Source organism: Limnobacter thiooxidans, assembly GCF_036323495.1.
Taxonomy (GTDB): Bacteria; Pseudomonadota; Gammaproteobacteria; order Burkholderiales; family Burkholderiaceae_B; genus Limnobacter; species Limnobacter thiooxidans.
Genome location: NZ_AP028947.1, coordinates 2,256,494 through 2,277,392, shown reverse-complemented (window position 1 = coordinate 2,277,392; position 20,899 = coordinate 2,256,494). Strand labels below are relative to the sequence as shown.

Here is a 20,899-nt window from a genome sequence, read left to right as displayed (position 1 = left end):
ATAAATGAATTTCTGCAACTCTTGATTGGCCGTCTGCCCATATTTGGTCGGTGTATTCAGAGCAACTTTTCCATTAGAGGCAAGAATCGAGTTACCTCGGAATAATGGGGTTAACTTAACCATTTTTGTGCCTACTTAACAAGACTGTATTGTGAGGCGTGATGCGAAAGCCAGTTTTTTATGGAAGGAAAACACCTCGTGTTTAAAACTAAACAACAAACGGCAAGTACTCCCACGCCAAGGCGCAAAAGCCGTCGGACCATCGCCCTAATTGCACTGGTGTGTATGGGGTCAATCGCTTTCTTGCTGCTAACTGCGTTGGGCTAGGGACTTGCCGTTCAAGGGGCAATTGGCGGCTTTGGTGGCATGCAAATGGCAACAGCCCAGTACACCCCCAAAGACGTGGTGGGCGACTTGGGTGGCATCCCCGTAACCATACCCCGCCACCTAGCCGAGTTTGTGGAATATGAAGGCGACCCTGGCTGGGGCCAGAAACGTGAGGGGCCTGTGCCCGAACGCACCCATCAATCGAAACTGACCAGTTTCGGCGTGCAGTTCCGCTACCCCGACATGGCCACGCTTTCTGGGCCTGAAATGTGGAAAGACAAAAAGTCAAAAAACATCTACAACACCGACTGGATGGGTTTTGGTGTCACCACTGGCAAGCGCTACCCCGGGAATGGGTGGCTGGATCGAGATACAAATTCCACGCTCAATGCTGTGGAAATGGGCCACTACATTTACGTTAAACAGCCCAAAAGCGAATATGGTTTGCAGTTTTATCAGAAGGTAAACAAAAACACCGGACAAGCAGATGAAAAAATGCGAACCATTGATGCAAATCTGTTTATTGCCCGCAACGCTGAGGGCCAAGTCATAAGCTACATCGTATGCAGCACCGCTCAACATCAAGCAGCGCCTTGCAGGCACAGCTTTAGCTTGGAGTTTCAGGGGGTTTCAGTAGAGGTCAACGTGCAATACCGCCGCCCAATGCTGGAACACTGGCAAGACATTCAAAACAAGGTCACAGACATGATTCTGGGCTTCAAGTCCCAAAACACGTCAGCGGCAAGTACTCAATAACCCTTCAATTTGATCGGTTATGAGTATTTATTCGTTTAGAGATCACTAGCGGTGAAATTCGATAAATAGCGGGATAAATCGGGGCGTTCACTAGGCCAGTGCTGGCTTTCCAGTAATTCTCAGGGGTGCCCCTTTAGATCGCTTTAGACCTATCGTGTTGAGGTGCACCCCTAGGCACACGCACTCAGTTTCCATGCCCTGGTAATTCCTTTGAGATGAAACTGACCTTCAGGCTTCGCAAATCGACTGCATTGTCAATGATGGATTCTTGCGATTTTTGATTGTTTCTCTGCCCGTATTTCATCCGTGTATTCAGACCGCGTTTTGGGGGCTGTAATTTTAATCCAATTGAGATAAATTGAATCGAACGCACACCCCTCTCACGGAGTCACAGTTGCCCGAATCATCATTTCAAACTGTTAGCTTTTCCAGTTACCTCAGGTCAGTTTATAAATCCACTCTGTTCGAAAGAGTGGGTTTGATCAGAGCAGGAGTTCCATGTGGGTACTTTTATGACACGGCCCAAGCCATGGGGGTCAGCCTGGCTGATTTGGCTCAAAGTTTAAGTGTGCCCCTATCGTTGGTCTATTCCGTCAAGTCCAGGGGTTCGCCCAGCCAGAAAAAGAGCCTTTCTAACCAGATTATTGGAATTCATTTATTGATTGGTCAGGTGCAAAACTTGGTGGAGGAGTGTGGTGATCCTGTTGGATTTGATGCAGCTAGATGGCTTGGGGATTGGGCTTTCAGTGCAAACGATGCTCTAGGTGGACTGCGTCCGGCAGATTATTTCGATACAGTCGTGGGGCAAGGGGTAGTAGAGGATTTATTGGCAGCCATCCGCTACGGTAATTATCAGTAGCCAACGGTGAATTGCTAGATTGTGATCCATCAGAAAACTTGGTATTTCCATGGCAGCAGTTGAGCGGTAATTCAGAAGTCTTTAATTGAGCACCTCCAAGTCGTCATCAATCTCCTCTTTAAGAATAGACTTAAAAAATCAAAGTTCGGAATGCATGACATTGAAGGCGATGAAAAATACAAATCTGAAATTCGTTTTTTGTTCATTTCTGTTTATGTTGCTGTCCTGTACTACGATCACGCCACATGAGAATTTTAAAGAACATATGGCAGACAGCGTAGGAAGAAGTTTGGATTCGGCAAATTGGTCAAAGGCTTATATAAAACCAACAACGGTCAGAAGTGTATTGAACGGCAATGTTGAGAATGAATACAAATGGAGAGGTACTTGCAGGTATTTTTTTGAGTTTGACCCTCGAACACGGATTATTGTCAGTTGGCGTTTTACTGGAAGTGAAGAGGACTGCACCGTTGTTCCTTAGGTAGCACCTGAGTCATTCACTATGTTTTAACTCAGGCTCATCAACCGAGGATTGAATGTTGCAAGTGACGCTGCCGATCTCACGTTGACCTTATAACTACCATCGGCATTTATGGCTCCAGTAGTAGTGCGAAAACTTTGGACTGTAGATACCAACACCGGTGTTGCTTGATGAGAAAGTCTCCCCCTCGATTCTTCAATAATTCCCCGATCGTCTAATACCTTGAATGTGATGGTGGCTTCTGAAATAACCTCTGTGCTCAGATCTCTTCCCGCCTGGATTCGCTGGTCTGCGACAACAACGTTTGAACTGGCTAAGATTTGGCTTGACCAAGAGGCGATACAAACAAAAACAAGTAGACGGATCATTAAAGGCACCGGTTTGGTCAATTAGTTAAGTTAAGGGTTAAGAAGTTTCAATACGTCTTGTCTTTCAAGTGCCCGCGCTAAGCTTTCTGAATTGGGCGTTGGCCTTGCGCCATTCTGCAACATGAACTTGATTACTTGAATGGAGCTACCGGCGATGGCAGCATCCATCGGGGATCCTTCACCAATCCTGAAATAGTTGATGTCTGCACCTTGTTTAATCGCAGCCTTAATTGATTCCATGTCGTTGTAAAGCGCGGCTGATATCAAAAGTTTAGTGGCGTTTTGTGTTTGGTACATTTCCTGCTTTGAAAATGGGGGCTTGTCGAGAGCACCGTTACCAAGGGCCTTCAAAGTCAGGGTACTCCCAGCGACGGAGTAGGGCGGTACTGCCAGGTTAAATGTCCCGCTGCCCTTGAAGGCTCGTCCCGCTGAATCGAACATGTGGCCGGTGCATGGGTCTCTGAATAGCGCTCCTTTTCTTCTCTCCTGAGTGTTTGTAATCGCAAGCATGCATCCTGATGTGGGTGCAGCCGCTGAAACAACCAAAATTGATTCATCAACGGATCTCGTGGGTTTTCGATTCACAATGGTTTCGGCTTGAAGCAGCAAATTAGCCCAAACCAATGTGGCGGTTGAGGAAAACTGTCGTTTAACCGACGCTCTAAAGTTCTCGTCCTCTGGGTCTGCAAGCGAATCTCGTTGTGTGGTGTTCAATGCAAGAATTTCGGCAGGGGTCCGTCTGTAAATGTAAATCGGAAGGCGGGAGAATTCGACGGTGATCGACTGGCCAGGGGCGATACGCTCAAGTTGTATAGGCTTACCCCGTCTGGCATTGGATATATCTTGGTTGATTACATTTTCTGGGAATTGCTGCGCCTGAGCAGTGAGTGGAAATAATACAGTGCTCGCAAAAAGTATGATTTTTCTGATCATTTTTGAAGTTAAAACCGTGCATGATGATTAGATGTCTGTTCTCGTAAATCAGCAGTGTCATCTTTTGATGTCATTGATTTCCTTGCGCAATTGCTCAACAGCACGTTCTATTTTTGGTGCTAAAACTTGCTCTTGTTGTTTCATCAACAGAGAACTTCGTTGAGCAATCATTGGCGTTTTATTCACAAAAGCCCGTCCAGATGGAGTTTCATAAAACGCGATGAGATCGTCTACTTCTTGTTGATCAAAGGTTTCCTGATAGATCGGAACGAACAGGGGTTTGAACGACGTCCAGTTATATTCCGAGCGAACTTTTTGAAGGAATCGATCAATCGCCATGTCAATTGAAAGGTCTTGAGCCAAGGTAACTCCACGTCGGTCAATCTGGGAGTTGAGCATCTTTCTCAAGAATCTTTCAACCTCTGAATACATGATGTCGACCTCTACATCAGCCATGGACACCTCGAGTAGTCGCTCAACCGACTCTTTTGACGCTGGCGCTGCATAGGCGGGGAATGAAGCCAACGCTGCGCACAAAGCCAAAACAAATCGCGGATAACCTAACAAGCCTTTCCATTGGTTAGACATTCTCAAACTCCTTTTCATCCTGTGTAGTAATCGTTCATTTGTCTGCTCCCGATGAGGGACGATTCAATTGTCTTGGCTTTTTGATTTAATGTGCTGCCTTAAAATCGAGACAGACTCGCGTTTTCCTTCTTTAATCGCCAAATCCAGTGGAGTTGCACCTTGGTTTGTTTTTGCATAAACATTTGCACCTCTATCCAGCAGCAAGCGTAGCAACGTCAATCTTTCGCCGTCCGCGGCCATGTGAAGCAAAGTTTCACCCACGTCAGTTTTCGCTTCAATAGCGGCGCCTTTGTTCAGCAAGAGTTCTGCAATCGCAGTGGCTTCACGTGCCACTGTAAAGTGAAGAGCTGTCCAGTCTGCTATGGCTGTGGCAGTTATGTCGGCACCTCGGCGTATCAGTTCTTGCGCTAAAACCGGGTTATTAATAACCGCTGCAATATGAAGTGGTGTGGCGTTGGTAATGTTTCTAATCTCGATATTTGCGCCTTTATTCAAAAGCACCAGTGCAATTTCATTGTGTTTCTCCAGGATTGCCCAATGGAGCATGGGAAACCCTTCCTCGTCTTTGCCATTCACATTCGCCCCACAATTGATTGCAGCCTCAACGACTTCTCTCGAGTTTGTCTGAATACCTTTTAGCAACGAAGATTGGCATGACGCGTATACAAGAGGCGTTTGAAACATTGCGCCAAACGCAAAGGTAATCAAGATTTTGATGAAAAGCTTCATTTGATCTATTTAAGGTTCTGAAAAAATTACCGCCGGATCTGAATTTTGGTGCCGATTCCGACTAGTGCGATAAATTCATCCATTTGATCGTTGGTCAGGGCGATGCAGCCATTCGTCCAGTTAAATCGTTGCGCTATGAACGAAAGCAAGCCCCATCCATTTTTCTGGCCATGAACCATGATGAAGCCACCCGGTGATACGCCCAATGAATTGGAGTTTTCAATATCTTTTTTATTTGGATAGCTGACATGCATTGCCTTGTAGAAAGCCGAATCAAGTTTTAGATAATCGAGAATGTAGACCCCTTCTGGAGTTCTCTCATCACCTTCCCGAATCTTGTGGCCATAGGGATTGGCTCCCAACGCAATGTCATATGTCCTAACCACCTTGCTGCCATCTAGCAGATACATCTTCCTGTCCGACTTGTCGACCTTCACCAGATCTACCGCAGCAATTGCATTCGTAGAAAAAAAGATGAGAATCAGAAAGAGTGATTTCATTGTGAATTTGTTTTCGGAACAACAGAAACCTCAGCATCCGCGGTGGGGCCACAAGGGTGATAAATCGGCTCACCTCCACGCTCAACGACATAGGCATTACCCACTGCATAGGCACCCCCACCTGTATATCGTGTGGCCAACCGTCCGTAACCTCCCGGCCTGGAGTGCAGTACAACATAGGTTGCAGCTGAAGGAATTTCAAAATCGGCGATAAAGGACGGTCGCCAACCAGTGGCTAGTGCGCCTTTAGCAGGGGAGGGGATCAGATCATTTGAAAAAATAAACTGATGGTTCTTATCGAGAAAGGTCACCTCAGGGCAATACAGCTGTGAGAGTTTTTCAGTTTCGAATGCGACGGACCCTGTGGCCCAGGAGCGAACTCGCAGAGTAGTTTCCTTTTTTACAACGGGCAGGAAATAGGCTTTGAAGTAACTTTTACCCGAACCGAATGCATACGCTGGCGATTTATCATCGAGTGTTAATTGAACCGCTGTTCCCAGAGTGAGCTGCTCGTACCTGAAATCCGCTGGGGATTTGCAGCATGACGACTTTGTTGAAAGCACCGCTGAAGTATCGGCAACGGTTGCGCATCCACCAGTAATGAAGCCAAGGCCAATAATCAAATACTTGAATATCGTCATGTTACGGTCCTCCTCTGATTTAATATGCACAAATTTAATTGTGCCCCTTGTCACTTCAGCTTAGTTCTATAAAGGCTATTTTTTATTTAGAAACCGAGAGATTGAAGCTATGCCCCGAATAGGTATTTCATTCTCATGGCCGTAGCCGCTTAGAAGGGCCATTAGTTTGCCGATAAAGGCCAAAAACATTCCAGTGTAAAAATCCAGCCCAGCAAAGTAAATCAACGCCAAGGCCAAAAAAAGTACGGTCAAGCCTACAATATTTAACACTTGATAAGTACGCTTCTCCGCGGCCGATAATTTCTCGTTCATTGTTCTTGGCTACTTCCTTGGATCATTGGTCCAAACGGTGTTCAAAGCGTCAATGTGTGCCCAAATTCCATTGATTATTGCAATCTTGGGTGGTTTAAATTTAGAAGTTGCTACCGTAGATCCCAAAACAAACCTACTTGACAGCAAATTCCGACTACGCTGGATTCAAAATTTAATTTAACCAATCAGCTACTGCAAGTGATCTGATTCATTTATTCTTGCTGTGTTCAGGGCGACTATCTTCAAAACCAGGTGCGGCAATGCGTTCGATGGACTTCAGGGCAAGTGTTACCCCGCATTCGAGGGGTGCCTGTTGGGTTTGTCCAATTGTAGCGTCCTAGGTAGCTTCATGTAGAAGGATCAGAAATCTAACCACTACAGGTTCAGTTTAAGAAAAAAGAAGAGGGAAAAATTCATGACACATTGTTTGAAGTCCTTTGTGGTTCTTTTTGTATTGGTTCTCGGTGGCTGTTCCACTTATCAAGTCAATGATGTCTATTCCACCCAAGGGGCATCCGATGAATTCTTCCAATCAGTAAAACTGAATGATGTTCTGTTGAAGGTCTCCATCGTACCTACACTACGATTTTATTCATTTGGGATGCTGGGTGTCCCTGTGGTGCCTATGTACCTTGATTCAAATGACAAGAACGAGCTTAGGCTCAACATAGTCATGTCCCTAAAAAAAGATCGTGACTTTTCGTTCGCCGGGAATCCCTGTTTTAAACTCGACGATCAAAGAACCTTATGTCCAAAATTGGCGGAGGTGTCGGCCAGAGCATATGTTGGGTCAAACGAGATGGATGGTAAGAACTCCACCACTAAGCAATTGAAGGAAATCGGTAATTTCTATGGAAGAGACCGACCCAAGCTGATCGTTCGTTCGCTGAAGTCTGAAGATCGAATTTCTCGTGCTGACATCTATCAACACTATGAGGCATATCAAGGTGAGCCAAAATTTGAGCGACTCGATCTGACCATCGATTATGTATATGACTGCTCAGGTCCATGTCCAGAGGGCTTTAAATTCAATACAGAGGGTTTGGTTACGATTCAGGACCTTCCAATAGAATCAAGGACACTGGAACTGAAGCAGAAAAAAGCAGGCAAGTTGGATCTTTCTGTTCCCACTAACTAAGATCTTTTTAGATTATAAAATTTTTAGGTGAATGAATGGATAAAAGAAAAAAGTGGAGTAAATTGTATAACTACACGTTTGTTTTTATCTTTTCTTTAATGCTTGTTGTTTTTGTTTTTGATGTAAATGGAGTTTTGTATAATTATATTTTTGCTTTAGTTTTTTTTGGTATTCTGCTTTCTTTTGTTTTTCTTTTTTTGTACGCTTTATCTTTTATCAAAAAGAAATGAGTTCGAATCGACTTGACCTTTTCATCAAATGAATAGTTGGTCATAAATGGGGTGCTATGCTGAATAAAGCGTTTTCCATCAAATCGTCATGTTCAAGTCGCCTCATTAAGTTCAGTCCCATTCAATACGAAGGTTTTAAGGTTGAGCTCACGGGTCCTCATGTTAGTTGCCAGGCTGATATTTTTCCGGTGACCGATGAAGATGGTTTGACTGATTTTTTTACTGAACTCGGGTTGAGTACAACGCCTTGGCAGGGGCAAAGATCGTGGTGTTCAATTTGTGACGATTTTTGTATTTCAGTCAGTTGCTCGTCGTTGGGGGTGGTTGTTCTGGACGTGACCATACGAGGGCAGATGGGTGGGCCAGACAACTGGAGTGAATCGACCCGAATTAACTAGACACTCGTTGGTCTCGTTAAAAATTAGTTTTCAAAATCCACAGGCGACATCCCGTTGGTGAACGAGTGCCTGCGCTTTCGATTGTAAAAAACCTCGATGTAATCAAAGATTTCTTCGCGTTCCTCGGTGACTTTGCGAAGTTCAGCCTGCAGGCGTTTGACCTCTTCTTCGGCAGCAGATACTTCGACAGGTTTCTTGAACTGCTTCAGCCACGCATATAAGCTGTGGGTGGACACACCCAGTGCGGCAGAGACCTCGGCCACGGGGCGGCCTCGGTCGACAATTTGACGGATGGCTTCTTGACGGAGTTCTTCAGTGAATTGAATCTTGGGAATTGCACATTTCTCCTTGCACGTATTGTGAGGATAAAAAGTGCCTAGGGAAAGCGGGGCTATTCAGTTAATGTTGAAATGTATTCGTATCGCCCTTCCCCAGCAAACTAATTTCATGGTAGTGTTAAAGGGAGTGTCAACAACTCAGAGAAATAAGCCCGACGCGCATTCTCTATCTCCTACGCCGGCCCCTACCAGAACTTAGGGGTGAGTAAGTGTTGAATCATCGGGATTCCCTTTTTTCTCAGGAGTCACAATGACACAACCGAATCGAAAGTTTCTTATCACTGATGCGTTACCTGCACTCTGCAGAACTCCCGATGAGCGACTAGACACAATTGCTCGGAAACTATCGACAAACTTACAACGACAGTTACATTGTCAACGGTTTCCATATCAACAATTCAAAAATGCATGGACTGAGTTAGCTGGAAGCTCTCAGTTATTAGAATCTAGCACGATATTAAAATGTGACTCAGACCTAGACTCCCTTATAGATCTATACATAAAAACAATTGAATTGCTAAACTTATTTAAGTTTTCAATCAAACCAAAAATGGCTTCAACCGTATTTGGAATGTCATTTTCTTACGACAACTTACAACATATTATTTTCATTAGATATCTAACTGAACAATTAGCCTTACGAACAGGTAATTGCTTAGTAGTGCCGCATATTGGACGGCTGTCTTTAGGCAAAATAGATTGGTCCAACTCAAAACTTCGAGATTCAATCCCGTTGGCTCAGACTTGCTTCATGAGATATCAAGGGTCACGACCTGCAAGTGCCCTGGTATTTTATGACGAACAGCGAATTGGATGGCGAATTAAGCTTATACAAGACCGAATTGACTGTAATTTTAATCGGATTATTCATTCTAGTCGGAATGAAGCAATAACGTGGACTATCGCCAACGACATATGGGATGGAGGACCAAAATATTGGAATTACTTGATGAAATGGCACTCAAATACTCATAAAAAATTAAGTGATACTCATGAAAAATTCTTTTATGCTTGGAGAGATTTAGGTCGTTCCCAGGCTGTAGCAGCAGTAGAACGCTCAATAATCTCACCGTCATCATTTTGAAGATATGCGTAAGGCACCATATAATAAATGGTGCCCATCGGACCTTAATCGCCAAGCAAAATGAGGTTTAAGTTCCTATCTTTAAACGTTAGTTGGAGTGGACAACAAGCTAGACCAGTTGCCTAACGATAGGCGGGGTAGTCCAGTAGCTGGAAAATCTAGGGTTGAAAACACGCATCAGCCGGAGACTCTTCAGCATAAACAAAGTTGGCCTAGGGTGAGGTGCTACACGAGTATTTAGTTAGCTCGCGTCGCATATTCATTAGTGGGTCAATGCTCAAACTTTCCTAGCTCTTTGGACCAAATAGGCTCAATAGACATGAGCTTCTTAAAGCCTTCGGACGGCGCAAATTGGGTCTCAATTAAATCTACAAACTCGATGAACGCCGTATTTCCAAGTCCACAAAATACCTGATCAAGCAGTACCACCTGCGATTTTTCTATGCTTGCGTCGAGCATAAAATCGGAGCGGGTTTTGCCCTGAACCTTAGCTGCTTCGTCAATCAAATCGCAGACCTGCGAACTTGTCCTAATCTTTATTACTGTGTCTTTCATAGTGAGCTCTGCTTTATCGCTAACGTATTTAGAAAGGCTATCGTTGTGTGTGCCCCGCGTCAATACTGAGCCGAAGACTTATGAGTCAATATAAAACCCAAGTGCGCACAAAGAGTCGATTTGTGATCTTTGAGCACATTCTTAAACCTAGGTATGAGTCGCTCAGCTTATCTTGAGCATTTTCTACACTCAAAAATCTCTTTTTGACGGGTTGCTAAGAAGAGTTCATTGCTGAAAGTGCCAAAAAAGGGCACTTTCAGCCAAAACACTATTTTCCAATCTGTGAAAACATTCCCTTTCACGACCTTCGGGCAGCAGGGAATGCAAATGGACAATTCAAGGGTTTTCGCAGACGAGTCAATTGATCAGCTAATCGCTGAGCCTGAATTCTCACGTTTCATAAAGGTTTTCGGACTTCCCTATGGGGCCGCCGATCTGGATCTTGGTATCGAAAACCTACTGAGTGCCTGTCAGCTGGTCTCGACGGAGGTGAGAGCCTTTCTTAAGCTTGATGAGGCAATCTGCCTTTTGATCAAGAACAAGTCGCGCCTAGAGCAACTGCAGTCGAAAAATAGCGCAATCAAACTAGTTCCTAAGGATGGTCAGTACTCTTGTTTACTTGCTTACAACAGGGTAATTGACGCGGAGAAGCTTGGACTTGCGCTGGTACTAGTTGCAATGTTCCTTGACGACTACCACCCCAAAACGCTCATCCAGGTATTGAGTAAGCATGTAAAGCGTGACCCTCTCACTAATCTCTCGTTTCGTGGGGATTTTCAAGTTCAGAAGGCTATCGAAAGGGCCAAGCTTCAGTCGTTGAAAACTCTGCACTATTTAGTCGAAGGCAAAACGCGCTCTTTGTATGACCAATTACAGGCGCATTTCACCCGCCTGTTTGACATCCATGATCTGCAAAGAAAAAGGTTATTGCTGACCCATTCACGGTTTTCAAAAGAGAGGTTAATCGAGGCTTGTTCGGATATTCAGGAGCGGGTGGGGCATGGCGATGGCACTGCCATTTGTGAACTGCTTTCGCTTCACTTGAACTGTCCGCCCCTCCTCCTGCCAGCCCTACCATGTTGGCCTCAACCAGGAGCCTTTCACTGGCTGAAGCCATTTGTCTCACGGCTACTAAAATTTCCTAACTCGTAAAAGCTAGGAAACAGCAAAAAAATCTGATGATTTAGTTGGAAGCCGGCACTGGGCAACCTTGTTGATTCATGATATTTGCCAGATGAATCTTTCGATTATCAGCTGCTGCGATTGCTTCGTTGGCGTTCATGTACGTTCCAATCACAGTGGGCCACAGAAGAATGGTTCGTGCAACGTTGCCACCAGTTACGCCTTTTTCGCTTGCAGCCTCTTTGCGAAACTTCTCAGCATCTGCAAATTCGTTTTGAAGTTGAGCGCAGGACAAACCGCTGTCTCCAGGCTTTACTGTCTGAACCACGGCAGGAGTTGCGCACGCGCCAAGGACGACCGACAATAGACTTACCAAAATAGTTTTTTTCATGTTTTTACTCATTGATACATAAATGAAGAGGTGGGAATCTAACGCCACCCTTATTTAAGAGTCAATTCAGTAAAGTGCTGCGGGTTAAGTTACCAGCCCGTATTTAGGTGACAAGGTTACCTACTTTAGCAGTGGCCGGCTTTGACGGCCATTTTGGTTCGTTTGCTCGGTAATGCCCTTTGCTGGTGCAGGTTTAAAAGTTGGAAAAGGTGCGCAAACGATAAGCCTGCAAGCCACTGTCGAATAATGTCTGCAAGGCAATCACAAGCCGCTTTCCCGGGGAATAGGTGCGCAAGTATGGTCACATCCGAAACTACAGAGCCCAAGGCTCCAAAGGCGTGACCCAATCCAAAACATCGGCGCTAGGAGACCGGAAACTAAAAGGATTGTCTGCAGAGCGGGCCGGGGGGTTATCTGGACACTTCAAATATTCTTCCACGGTCAGAACCTTGGATAAGTCACCGTCATAGAAGCAAACCAAATCAGAGTCGATTAACTCGCGCGCATTCTTCCAGACAAGATGATTGCAGATTTGCACCACTACCAGACCATGATAGGTGGAATCAGAGTTGTTTTGAGTCATAGAGACTTTATCCGAGTTGTGAAATACCGCACTAACGAAGAAGCCTTACCATTATTTCCGATGCTTAAGCCTGCCTGAAACGCTTGCCTGTTGCGGGTATTTGCTGGGCTGCCCGCATTATTTCCGCTCGCTTTTCCGGTGGTATGGATTTGCCCATTCAGCCCCAGCCTTGCTGCCCTGTTAGCCTTTGTTAGCCTTCGTGGCTGCCTGTTCATAAATATTAAGGTTCAGCGCGCCAAAGGCGTGGCGGTGGCTGGGAATGTGGAACCTGATAAAACCTGAGATTCTGGGGACTTGATAAAACTTGAAATTGAAGCGGGGGATTGGGCGGGCCACTAGCTATTTGAGTAGTGCTTGAGGGCTGGCTTTTGATTTCAGAATCAAACGGAATCAAACCCAGCAGGGTACTTTTAATATTGATTCTGACCGTCTACATAGCGGCTACACGCCGAGCACAAAACAAAAAGCCAAGTCTTGTGAACTGGGCTAAGTGCTTGATATTGTTTGGTAGCGGGGGCAAGATTTGACATTAATCTATTAGATTATGACCTGTGTTTTAATGAGTAAACGAAGAAGGGTAGTCTTCGAGACAAACTGTTTCTTTGACGTGATTCTTCGTTACAGTTTCAAACGGTGAGTGATATGTTTGAAGGTTTCAGATTGATATTGTTGGTAGCTTGGGTGGTTACCTCTGTGTTGGGGTTTGTCCTGACATCATACGGAGTCATGCGCCAGAGCTTTTTTGATGCCTCAAGACAGCGAGGTTTTGGCGAGAGCAGATACGGTGAGGGGGGTATGGTGGCGGATTGTCAAAGTTACAAGAACTAATTGTCAGAGTTGGGGTGGCTTTGAAATTACTACCTAAAGATCGCAATCTCAGTTTGGTTGATCAGAAAAGAAATGCAGCGTTTACTGTAGTTGGTGTTTTTTGTCTTTGCATTGATCATAGATATTGTGGATAGATTTCATAGTTTGTAAAAAAATTTATTGAAAAATAAAAGATTTTTAAGTGAAAATTTTGTAGCCGATGTAATAAACCACTAATCCTGACGCTGCCCCTACCATTTTTCCATATTCTTTTGTGAGTTCAACACCGATATAAGCTCCAAGGCACAAGAATGTCAAAATCCCTAAAACTGCGCCTAGTCCCTTTCGTCCATCTTTTGAGCGAAGGGCACTTGCAATAATTAACCCAAGCACCACGCATACTATAATTAAGCCGAATGTACCGCCAGAGGTAGGCGCAGCGTCTCCACTGTAGTAGTCATAGGTTCGCGCATTGAGATTGCCACAAAGTGTCAATCCAAAAAAGCTCAAAAATAAAATTCTGTTTAGAAGCAATTGATAATATTTCCATTAATCACGCAAGTGGAGTTATTTCCTCTATTTAAACTCTGGAGTTGAGTTTTGTAGTTCTCATTTAGCTGGTTGCTAATTTGCTGAAGGCCTTTAGAAATCGCGTTCATACGATTGCTAAATTCGACGGCTCTTTCTTTTTGATCGCGTTCAACAAGACCATTTTTATAGCTATCTAATCTAATTTTCATCTCTGATCGAAAAATTTCATTTTTAAATTCTTGTTTGTTTAAAAATTCTGAAACTGATATTTTTCCAGATAAAAGTTCGAGTGTGAAAGTCTGATAACTTAAAAACCTATCGGCAACCGGTTCGCCAAAATATGGATTGGTCATACTAATTCTATCGATTGTTGAGGTCAGACATTCACTGTTCGCTAAAGAATATTTACTGAATGCAATTGACTCATCCTCCGAAAGAGTTGTGTTTCGATATAACGCTTCTTTGTAAAACTCTGGTTGATTTTTTTTAGATGGAGCAATTTTTGTAGTCGAGTACGTGTATTCAGTTGGATAAATATCTTTAATTTTTTCTCTGCATGCCTCGTGAGAGCTTTGAATCGTTTGCATAGTGTTGATAAATGACCGGGCTTCTCTCTCTGCGGGCGTTTGAACTGTGGCACATCCGGTCAGTAAAAAGAGGCTACTGTATTTTGTTAATTTGTAGATGATATTCATATTCACACTTTTAATTGTTTAACTGTTATGCATTGGTATTTTTTGCGTTATACCACGAAAATTTAGGCTGCCGTGAATTCCCTGCAATTGGAGTAGGTCTCTCCAAAGGGGGGAGTCGGCTTTCGCTAGCGGCCCCAGCCAGCTAAAGACCTGCCCACGGGTCGGCAGGAAGTTGGGGTGCACCGCCCCGTCGCACCAAGCCGTAAGGCGTGGGGAAACCCGTTCAAGTAAGCGCTGAGCGGTCAGCACAGACGGATTACGTTTGAGCGGCGTCCAGCAAGCGAGATGAATGGGTTTCCCGCGCATTTTCACCTGCGCTAGCAGAGGAAAGGCGAAAGGGGCGACCTGTCTGTCCGGAATGCCCAGCGTCCAGCAGGGGCAAGGGTTCGAAGGGGTGTCCAGCCCCGAAAGATCCCGTTGACGGTTTCAGTTTGCAGTTCGTTTAGCTGTCCCATCCCACCTGAACAAAAGAACGGTTTGTTTCGAGTAGTGGCTACACCTCCAAAATAGGAGGTGCCATGAGCACAAAAAACCCACGCAAAACCGCAATTCTGAATCGCCTCAAAATTCTTCAATTCACACATCGATTCGGCTGGCTAAGAACGAGAGATCTCGCTTGCCAAGTATCGCTACCGTCTCGGCTGGGCGATCCAAACCAGCCACCAGATTTTCAGCCAGCCTCAGCTACCAGCGGCGCGCTGAGAATGGCCCAGAGAACAATCCGCTCGCTTCTGGTGTCCGGCTTCTTGTTGCAGACCAAGGCTCCTGATGGTGCCCTTGTCTACAGTCATTCTCATCGTGGTGCTGATATTCATCGGCAAACTGGGGTAGAGGCAAAGTCAGGAAAAGATCTGCTCAGGGCTCACAGCATTGGATATTACCGGCACCGCTGCATATCAAACGAAATCGCAATTTCTGCATGGTTGGTTGGGTGTGAGGTCACCACAGAGAACGAACTGGTTAGGGGAGACTGTCCCTATCTAAACAAGGGATGGTAAGGTCCCAGACGTCCTTGTGCATCACTTTGAGGCCTGGTATTGGATAGAAGTTGAGCGAAGTGGTAAAAACCAAAGCGACTACAATCGCCTTTTGTACTGGCTCGAATCTATCCGGTCCAATCCACAAAGTGTTTTGACTGGATTCCCAGGTGCTAGTGTGAAGGTGACTTTTATCTGTCGAGATGCATTTGAGCGCAAGGTTTGCGCAGATCTAAGGAGACGGGGCTGAAGTGGGCCACAAATTGACTCGCTCATTACTTTCAAAGTGTCGCTATACAGTTTTGAAGTCATACCATTAAGCTAGATTTCGAGGTCAGAATGGTGGGGTAGGGCGACCCACCATTCCTGCTTGGCGATTAACTTCGCACGATTCGAGCGCAGAAGGCGCTCACAACCACCGCGCCCGTGGTTGCCTCAATTCTTGGCAGCTTTTCCTCGACAGTTTCAAATTGCAGCAAACAACTTGAGCGCCACTGTTGACCCGTGGTCGGTGATCTGGCTGAAGATTCGGAATTGCTTTTCGCATAGCTTTCCAAAATTGGACAACGTTTAGTGCCCTGACTTGGCCTTGTTTACACCACTGCTGTAATTAATGAGTTTATGTCGACGAACTTTACAACCAAATTGGAGCAAAAAAATGATTAAGGCCATCGCATATTACCGATTCAGTACAGAGCGTCAGGATTCATCTTCTATCGACGCACAGCGCAGAAATTGCGAAGTCTTCGCAGCGGAAAACGGTATCGAAATAGTCGAGTCTTTTGTTGATGAACACATGAGTGACTCAAATACTTTTAGGCCGACGTATCCGGCCATGCCAAAAGCACTTTGCGACAGAGGTTACAAGGTGCTGGTGGTAAATGACCTGAGTCGCTTACACCGAGATATTGGTGATGAAAGTCGATTTTTTAAAGAGATGAATTTTCTCGATGTTAGGGTGTTAACCCCTCAGGGTTTCGATTCTAGCGATCCAACCGTCATGCAATACGTACAATTTGGTTCTCTGGTCAATGAGTACCATGAATCGCCCCGAATTAACTAGACACTAGTAGTCCAACCGTGAGCCGTATCAGTTTGCTTTTGGTTCATCCAACGGCGTAAAGATGTACAACACGGTGTGAATCATGGACAAATGACCATGCAGTGATGGCAAGTAGTACAAGGCGGTGGATGAGCCACACACAATTGCCACATAAATGGCAATTGTCAAATTCTTCTTTTTCATTACCGCGAGGTGGAGCATGCCAACCACTGCGCCTGTGAATGCTATGGCAGTAAGCCACGCTGCCCACACAGGCATGCCTTTTTCCAGCAACAGGCTGATGTAAGTGGCAAACAGTACACCAAGGCTTAACAGCACCAAGACAAGCAATAAAGCCATGCCCACAGCAGCGATGTAGACAAACATCGTCGTAGCTTCTTGGTCTGACTTTTTGTGTTGTGCCTTTTCTATTTCTTGCACTTTCATTCTGTAATAGCGATCGCGGTTATTTTCCATTTCATTCCCCGGTGTAATGTTTATGGTTCAGTTCTGTCGCTATGCTCCGTAAAAACCAGCTTCGTTAACCTCAGGGTGCTGGTGAATACAAAGTTGTCCACCAAGTGTTCCTTGGCAAATGCTTTTGCTTTTTCCAGGGCAATTGGACCAATCATCACAAAGGGTTCAAGCTTGTCGTGAGGTTTTGCATCCTCGGCAGGCCGCGTCACCGTGCCTTGCCCCATAAAAATCCCCTGCTGAATCAACCGCTCCTTGAATTCCGAAATGGACTGGTGTTTTTCAAGGCTTTGATTCAGGGTAAAAATTGCCATCCCTTCGCGGGATGCTCGGCCTCTGTGTACGGCACAAATTGCATGCACAGGAATGCGGTACTCACCAATACGTACAGGGAATGGAAGGGTGATTCGTTCCATCAAGTTGCTGCGTGGTGCATGCAAAGACTCAATCAGGTAATGGCAAGCCAACTGTTCATGAGGCCAATCTAAACTGGAATTCAGGCCGACCCTCTCAGGCATTTCCAGAAAATCATCCCAAGATCCAACTTGAATCCTGTTCCTCATTTGGTCAAAGCTGAGGCTCTCTTTTTCCTCACCCCAAGTGTGTGAGTCGAATAGGTAGTCGTGGATGTAGTTGTGTCGCAAGGGCATCTGCGCTGTCACCCCGCTGGGCACGTAATTCTCAACAAACTGCTCTTGCTGACAATTCTCGATTGCGCCTGGTCGTGCTGTTCGTACCAGTTCGATTGCTTGCTCTGCAGACAGGCCGTATTCAATCAAAAGGCTGGCCGTTATCAAGCCTGTTCTGCCCAGGCCACCTTTGCAGAAAATAGCGGTAAAGCCATTTTCTTTGGTGCTTTCCAGGTAGCGTGAAAGCTCACTCCTGAACCGGACTTCTGTTTGTGATGAGGGCGTTCCGCCATCTGGAATTGGCAGGGCATAAAAGTCGACACCCATCTGTTGACACAATCGCTCCATCGGTCGAACTTGGAGTTGCTCAAATTCGTGATCTTCAATGCAGCATACAAGCCTGCGCACATTGAATTCATCACGAATACGCAGCAGGTCTTGGGCAAGATTTCTTGCCCATTGACCAGTCACGGCGCGGCTTTGTACTTTGCCTGGGCAAAATGTCATGCCAAATCGAATTGATGGTTTGCCCGGTACGGCGACAAAGTCCACGCAGATTGGATGTGTACCTGACGTTTTAATCATCGCTGCACATGCACCACGTGCAGCCCGTTCAGGTTGGTTCTTTCGACGGCCAGGTCAATTGCATGGTCGATCCAGGCCGCTGGGTTTCCAAACACACCACCACCAACCCGTGTCAGGAATACATGGGGGTTGCCGGTTTCCCTTGCGTTCAATACCCCCACGCACAGCGTGGCCTCGTAACAGGCTTCAAGCACAAGTTGTGCAAACGGCGCCCACAATTCCGTGGACCGTTCCTGGTTGTAGGCAATTGGCAGCGCTGAACAAAATACCTGCGTTACTTTTTGATCCCGGGCTGCGCCTTTGGCTGTCACTTGGGTGTTCCAGTGCACACCCACTTTCAGCAGCGCCTTGAGTTGCTCACGCCGCGCAGCGTTTACCATTTGCAGTTTTTGATTCAATGCGCGCAGTACTTCACTGGAAATCATGGCGTAGCCATTTCGCATTTGAATACCTGCAATGCCCAGTGCCTTGATCAAATCCGCAAGCGTATTTACTTGCCGCGTGCTCGTTTGGCCTTTTCGACCATCTACCAAAATACCGTAGTATCGGAACAGTGTGGCTGGCCCGGCAGCCATGGCGCATGCGGGCCCTTGTGTGTAATCGTGTTGATAGCGGGTCACCCCGTCTTCGGGCGTGACATGCGGGGATGTCATTTCAAGCAGGTTGAATTGCGAGGCTGCTTGAATAACAGCGCCTTTGGCCTGCGCTTGGGTATGCAATTGATAGGCGTCGGCGTGCACAACGCTGATTTGGGTGCTCACGCCGCTTTCGGCAGATGCAGCGCCAAGATTTTGAACGCGTTGTCGAAGATCTGCCAAGGATGCCATTTCAAAGCGCCCCAGTTCATAGCGTTTGCCACTGCTGGGGCAAAACACGGTATCTCCCTCAAAGCGCAGAAGACTTTGGGTTTCTTCAAAGCTGCTTTCTTTAAAGCCTGTAAGTTGCTCAAACCAATTCAAATTATTGCCCATCCTTTTGAAGTTATGGGCTGTAGTTTCTCAGGTAATACGACAAATTATGTCGTATTAGATCGCTTGGGTCGAAATTGTCTTTTCAAGTGGTGAATCGTGAACAATGGCCAACGCAAGCTTTGCTCTGGATGCGCCCACGAACAGCAGGCGAGCGACCCGTTCGTTCAATTCTTCAAACTCCACCTCTGTGAGAACAATGGCCAAGTTTGACAGGCCTTTATAACGAAACAGTGTGTCTGTTTCCAGTTCGCCGGTGGTGTATTCATCAACCTTGTTAATGATCGGCTTTTTCAGTGCCAGGCCATTGAGCTTGTCAAAAGCCAATAAAGTAGATTTAGCCTGGCCTTTGAAACTGAGTACTGAAATTTGAGTGGCGTTGAACCCTTTGCTCAAGAAACTTGCAATGGCAGACTCCGTAGCACGTTTCATGTCGGTGCCGTTAGTTTTGTCATACCGCAGGTAGTTAATAGGCAAGCCCTCAAACGGATTTGCACAGCCTAGCCCATCACCACTTTCCGGCGAAATTCGGGTGAGTAACAGGTGTAAAAGCTCAGCTATTGGTTTGGGGTTTCGGTAATTGACTGGCGCATTAATCAATGCCCAATTCGGAAGGCTGACTCTGGGTTTCTGGTAAATGTTTTGAACGGGATCTTCCAGCCAGATCACTTTCCCCAATGGTTTTGCCCAAGAGATTAAAAAGTCGGCCTGCTGTTGCGTGAAATCCTGGCCTTCATCCACTACCACCAAATCAAACTTGGCGGATTCTGGTGGGTCAATCGATGCAGCCAGTTCAAACAGATCATCAAGGCTATTGGTCACGTAGCCGCGCTTCTTGGCCAGGTCGGAATCTTCTGCACGAACCAGCTCTTCGCAAAAACTGAACAGCGAAGTGACATTCGCTTCACCCTCGAAAATTTCTTTCATATGCCGGGCAAGCGGCCTGTTAAAAGACACATACAAAGCTTTCAGGCCTTTGGTACATGCCACTTTTATTTCTTGCACGGCCAGTTGTGTTTTGCCCGAACCTGCTGTGCCTTGAACCCGCAATTTATAAGGATCAAGCGTTAGCCGAGCAACCCATCCCGAAAGCCCGCCTGCAATTCGGGTGGTTAGCTGATTGTGCGCGCCTGAAATTCGAACCAGATCTTCCTGAATCAGCAATTCATTTTTCAGAAAGCGTTCAATCTGCTTGCTTTCATTGCTGGGTTGGCCTCCCGGTAGCAGTTTCATCAATTTCTGGCACAGCAGATCAGTCTCGCTGCTGTCAATAATCTGGTTTCTGTCTAATCCTGAAACCTTGGCTTCAAGGATCTTGTAGTCGGGGCAGTAAAGTACATTGGTGGTGTTTAGCAGCGTGTTGTGCAGCTTCCGGTATTTGGTCAGCAGCCCATCCTGGTTTCGCGACAACTGGAAAGTGATCGATTTTGCTGCTTGGTTCGGTGAGTAGGACTTCAGAAGGTCGCCTTGAGCTTCAAGCAAAGGCCCTGTTTTCTGTTCAATCAGAAGAAGTTCGCCACTTCGGTTCATCACAATGAAATCAATTTCACCGAGTGCGCGTGATTTTGAATCGAGTACCCGAGTCCAATGAACAGAGTGAAACACACTGTACGAATCGCTCAATCCATTCTGGAGAGTTTTAAGGGTTTGAATTTCTCGGGCCATTGCAGCCGAAGTGATGGCGCTTTGATTTAATTCGAAATCAGAGGGGAAAACACGGCACACCATGTTGAAGTATTTCCTTTGTGATTGAACAGCTATTTTTATCTTCAACAGGATACATGGAGAACGCGCTGATTTGCGCGACTCGATTCGTCGTACCATATTCAACACTTCAAGTTTCTGACACGAGTTGACC

Annotated in this window: 22 protein-coding genes; 8 read left to right on the top strand and 14 right to left on the bottom strand. The window is 45.9% G+C overall.

The window, feature by feature from the left end:
• Window positions 1-372 precede the first annotated feature (372 nt).
• Both RGQ30_RS10390 and RGQ30_RS10385 read left to right on the top strand, forming a co-directional pair.
• Window positions 373-1,083 (top strand): hypothetical protein, encoded by a 711-nt coding sequence (locus tag RGQ30_RS10390; RefSeq protein WP_338284389.1) that lies wholly within the window; start codon window positions 373-375, stop codon window positions 1,081-1,083.
• Between the two features lie 394 nt (window positions 1,084-1,477).
• Entirely contained in the window at window positions 1,478-1,942 is a 465-nt protein-coding gene (locus tag RGQ30_RS10385; RefSeq protein ID WP_130555988.1) for an MbcA/ParS/Xre antitoxin family protein, read from the top strand.
• Window positions 1,943-2,821: 879 nt separating this feature from the next.
• Here the strand turns inward: RGQ30_RS10385 and RGQ30_RS10380 are convergent.
• From RGQ30_RS10380 to RGQ30_RS10360, 5 genes are all read right to left on the bottom strand, one after another.
• Window positions 2,822-3,724, bottom strand: coding sequence for an ankyrin repeat domain-containing protein (locus RGQ30_RS10380; protein ID WP_130555990.1), 903 nt, complete (start codon window positions 3,722-3,724; stop codon window positions 2,822-2,824).
• Window positions 3,725-3,781: 57 nt separating this feature from the next.
• On the bottom strand, window positions 3,782-4,312 hold the full coding sequence (locus tag RGQ30_RS10375) for a DUF2059 domain-containing protein (RefSeq protein WP_338284388.1): 531 nt from the start codon (window positions 4,310-4,312) through the stop codon (window positions 3,782-3,784).
• Window positions 4,313-4,375: 63 nt separating this feature from the next.
• Window positions 4,376-5,041, bottom strand: a complete 666-nt coding sequence (locus RGQ30_RS10370) for an ankyrin repeat domain-containing protein (protein WP_130555992.1) — start codon at window positions 5,039-5,041, stop codon at window positions 4,376-4,378.
• 26 nt (window positions 5,042-5,067) lie between these two features.
• Complete coding sequence (locus RGQ30_RS10365; RefSeq protein WP_130555993.1) at window positions 5,068-5,541, bottom strand: L,D-transpeptidase family protein; 474 nt, start codon at window positions 5,539-5,541, stop codon at window positions 5,068-5,070.
• Complete coding sequence (locus RGQ30_RS10360) at window positions 5,538-6,182, bottom strand: hypothetical protein (protein WP_130555994.1); 645 nt, start codon at window positions 6,180-6,182, stop codon at window positions 5,538-5,540. Before RGQ30_RS10360 ends, RGQ30_RS10365 begins: the two co-directional genes overlap by 4 nt.
• A gap of 727 nt (window positions 6,183-6,909) precedes the next feature.
• On the opposite strand from RGQ30_RS10360, the gene RGQ30_RS10355 reads away from it, so the two are divergent.
• Together RGQ30_RS10355 and RGQ30_RS16145 are read left to right on the top strand one after the other, a co-directional pair.
• Window positions 6,910-7,632 (top strand): hypothetical protein, encoded by a 723-nt coding sequence (locus RGQ30_RS10355; protein WP_130555996.1) that lies wholly within the window; start codon window positions 6,910-6,912, stop codon window positions 7,630-7,632.
• A gap of 286 nt (window positions 7,633-7,918) precedes the next feature.
• Complete coding sequence (locus tag RGQ30_RS16145) at window positions 7,919-8,260, top strand: DUF6228 family protein (protein WP_420915143.1); 342 nt, start codon at window positions 7,919-7,921, stop codon at window positions 8,258-8,260.
• A gap of 23 nt (window positions 8,261-8,283) precedes the next feature.
• On the opposite strand, the gene RGQ30_RS16140 is transcribed toward RGQ30_RS16145, so the two are convergent.
• Window positions 8,284-8,595: a transposase gene (locus tag RGQ30_RS16140; RefSeq protein ID WP_420915176.1), complete on the bottom strand. Its 312-nt coding sequence runs from the start codon at window positions 8,593-8,595 to the stop codon at window positions 8,284-8,286.
• A gap of 253 nt (window positions 8,596-8,848) precedes the next feature.
• Between RGQ30_RS16140 and RGQ30_RS10340 the strand changes: the two genes are divergently transcribed.
• Window positions 8,849-9,682: a hypothetical protein gene (locus RGQ30_RS10340; RefSeq protein ID WP_338284387.1), complete on the top strand. Its 834-nt coding sequence runs from the start codon at window positions 8,849-8,851 to the stop codon at window positions 9,680-9,682.
• Between the two features lie 270 nt (window positions 9,683-9,952).
• Here the strand turns inward: RGQ30_RS10340 and RGQ30_RS10335 are convergent, their stop codons facing one another.
• Complete coding sequence (locus RGQ30_RS10335) at window positions 9,953-10,237, bottom strand: type II toxin-antitoxin system TacA family antitoxin (RefSeq protein ID WP_130555998.1); 285 nt, start codon at window positions 10,235-10,237, stop codon at window positions 9,953-9,955.
• Window positions 10,238-10,465: 228 nt separating this feature from the next.
• On the opposite strand from RGQ30_RS10335, the gene RGQ30_RS10330 reads away from it, so the two are divergent.
• Window positions 10,466-11,389: a hypothetical protein gene (locus RGQ30_RS10330; RefSeq protein WP_130555999.1), complete on the top strand. Its 924-nt coding sequence runs from the start codon at window positions 10,466-10,468 to the stop codon at window positions 11,387-11,389.
• A gap of 31 nt (window positions 11,390-11,420) precedes the next feature.
• Here the strand turns inward: RGQ30_RS10330 and RGQ30_RS10325 are convergent, their stop codons facing one another.
• From RGQ30_RS10325 to RGQ30_RS10315, 3 genes are all read right to left on the bottom strand, one after another.
• The gene (locus RGQ30_RS10325; RefSeq protein ID WP_130556949.1) at window positions 11,421-11,750 is read right to left on the bottom strand and encodes a hypothetical protein; all 330 of its coding nucleotides are present in this window, start codon (window positions 11,748-11,750) and stop codon (window positions 11,421-11,423) included.
• 1,588 nt (window positions 11,751-13,338) lie between these two features.
• Window positions 13,339-13,674 (bottom strand): hypothetical protein, encoded by a 336-nt coding sequence (locus tag RGQ30_RS10320; protein WP_130556000.1) that lies wholly within the window; start codon window positions 13,672-13,674, stop codon window positions 13,339-13,341.
• Entirely contained in the window at window positions 13,665-14,366 is a 702-nt protein-coding gene (locus RGQ30_RS10315; RefSeq protein ID WP_130556001.1) for a hypothetical protein, read from the bottom strand. Before RGQ30_RS10315 ends, RGQ30_RS10320 begins: the two co-directional genes overlap by 10 nt.
• Before the next feature lie 518 nt (window positions 14,367-14,884).
• On the opposite strand from RGQ30_RS10315, the gene RGQ30_RS10310 reads away from it, so the two are divergent.
• Window positions 14,885-15,364 carry a hypothetical protein gene (locus RGQ30_RS10310; protein ID WP_130556002.1) on the top strand — a complete coding sequence of 160 codons (480 nt, stop codon included), beginning with the start codon at window positions 14,885-14,887 and terminating at the stop codon, window positions 15,362-15,364.
• A gap of 637 nt (window positions 15,365-16,001) precedes the next feature.
• Window positions 16,002-16,406 carry a recombinase family protein gene (locus RGQ30_RS10305; protein ID WP_338284386.1) on the top strand — a complete coding sequence of 135 codons (405 nt, stop codon included), beginning with the start codon at window positions 16,002-16,004 and terminating at the stop codon, window positions 16,404-16,406.
• A 27-nt stretch (window positions 16,407-16,433) separates the two neighbouring features.
• Here the strand turns inward: RGQ30_RS10305 and RGQ30_RS10300 are convergent, their stop codons facing one another.
• The 4 genes from RGQ30_RS10300 to RGQ30_RS10285 all read right to left on the bottom strand — a co-directional run bounded on the left by RGQ30_RS10300 (window position 16,434) and on the right by RGQ30_RS10285 (window position 20,664).
• Window positions 16,434-16,862, bottom strand: a complete 429-nt coding sequence (locus RGQ30_RS10300; RefSeq protein ID WP_130556004.1) for a hypothetical protein — start codon at window positions 16,860-16,862, stop codon at window positions 16,434-16,436.
• Between the two features lie 20 nt (window positions 16,863-16,882).
• Window positions 16,883-18,073: a phosphatase domain-containing protein gene (locus tag RGQ30_RS10295; protein ID WP_130556005.1), complete on the bottom strand. Its 1,191-nt coding sequence runs from the start codon at window positions 18,071-18,073 to the stop codon at window positions 16,883-16,885.
• Window positions 18,070-19,032, bottom strand: a complete 963-nt coding sequence (locus RGQ30_RS10290) for a hypothetical protein (protein WP_130556006.1) — start codon at window positions 19,030-19,032, stop codon at window positions 18,070-18,072. The genes RGQ30_RS10295 and RGQ30_RS10290 overlap by 4 nt, the downstream gene beginning before the upstream one ends.
• Before the next feature lie 66 nt (window positions 19,033-19,098).
• Window positions 19,099-20,664, bottom strand: a complete 1,566-nt coding sequence (locus tag RGQ30_RS10285; RefSeq protein WP_338284384.1) for an AAA family ATPase — start codon at window positions 20,662-20,664, stop codon at window positions 19,099-19,101.
• Window positions 20,665-20,899: the final 235 nt, after the last annotated feature.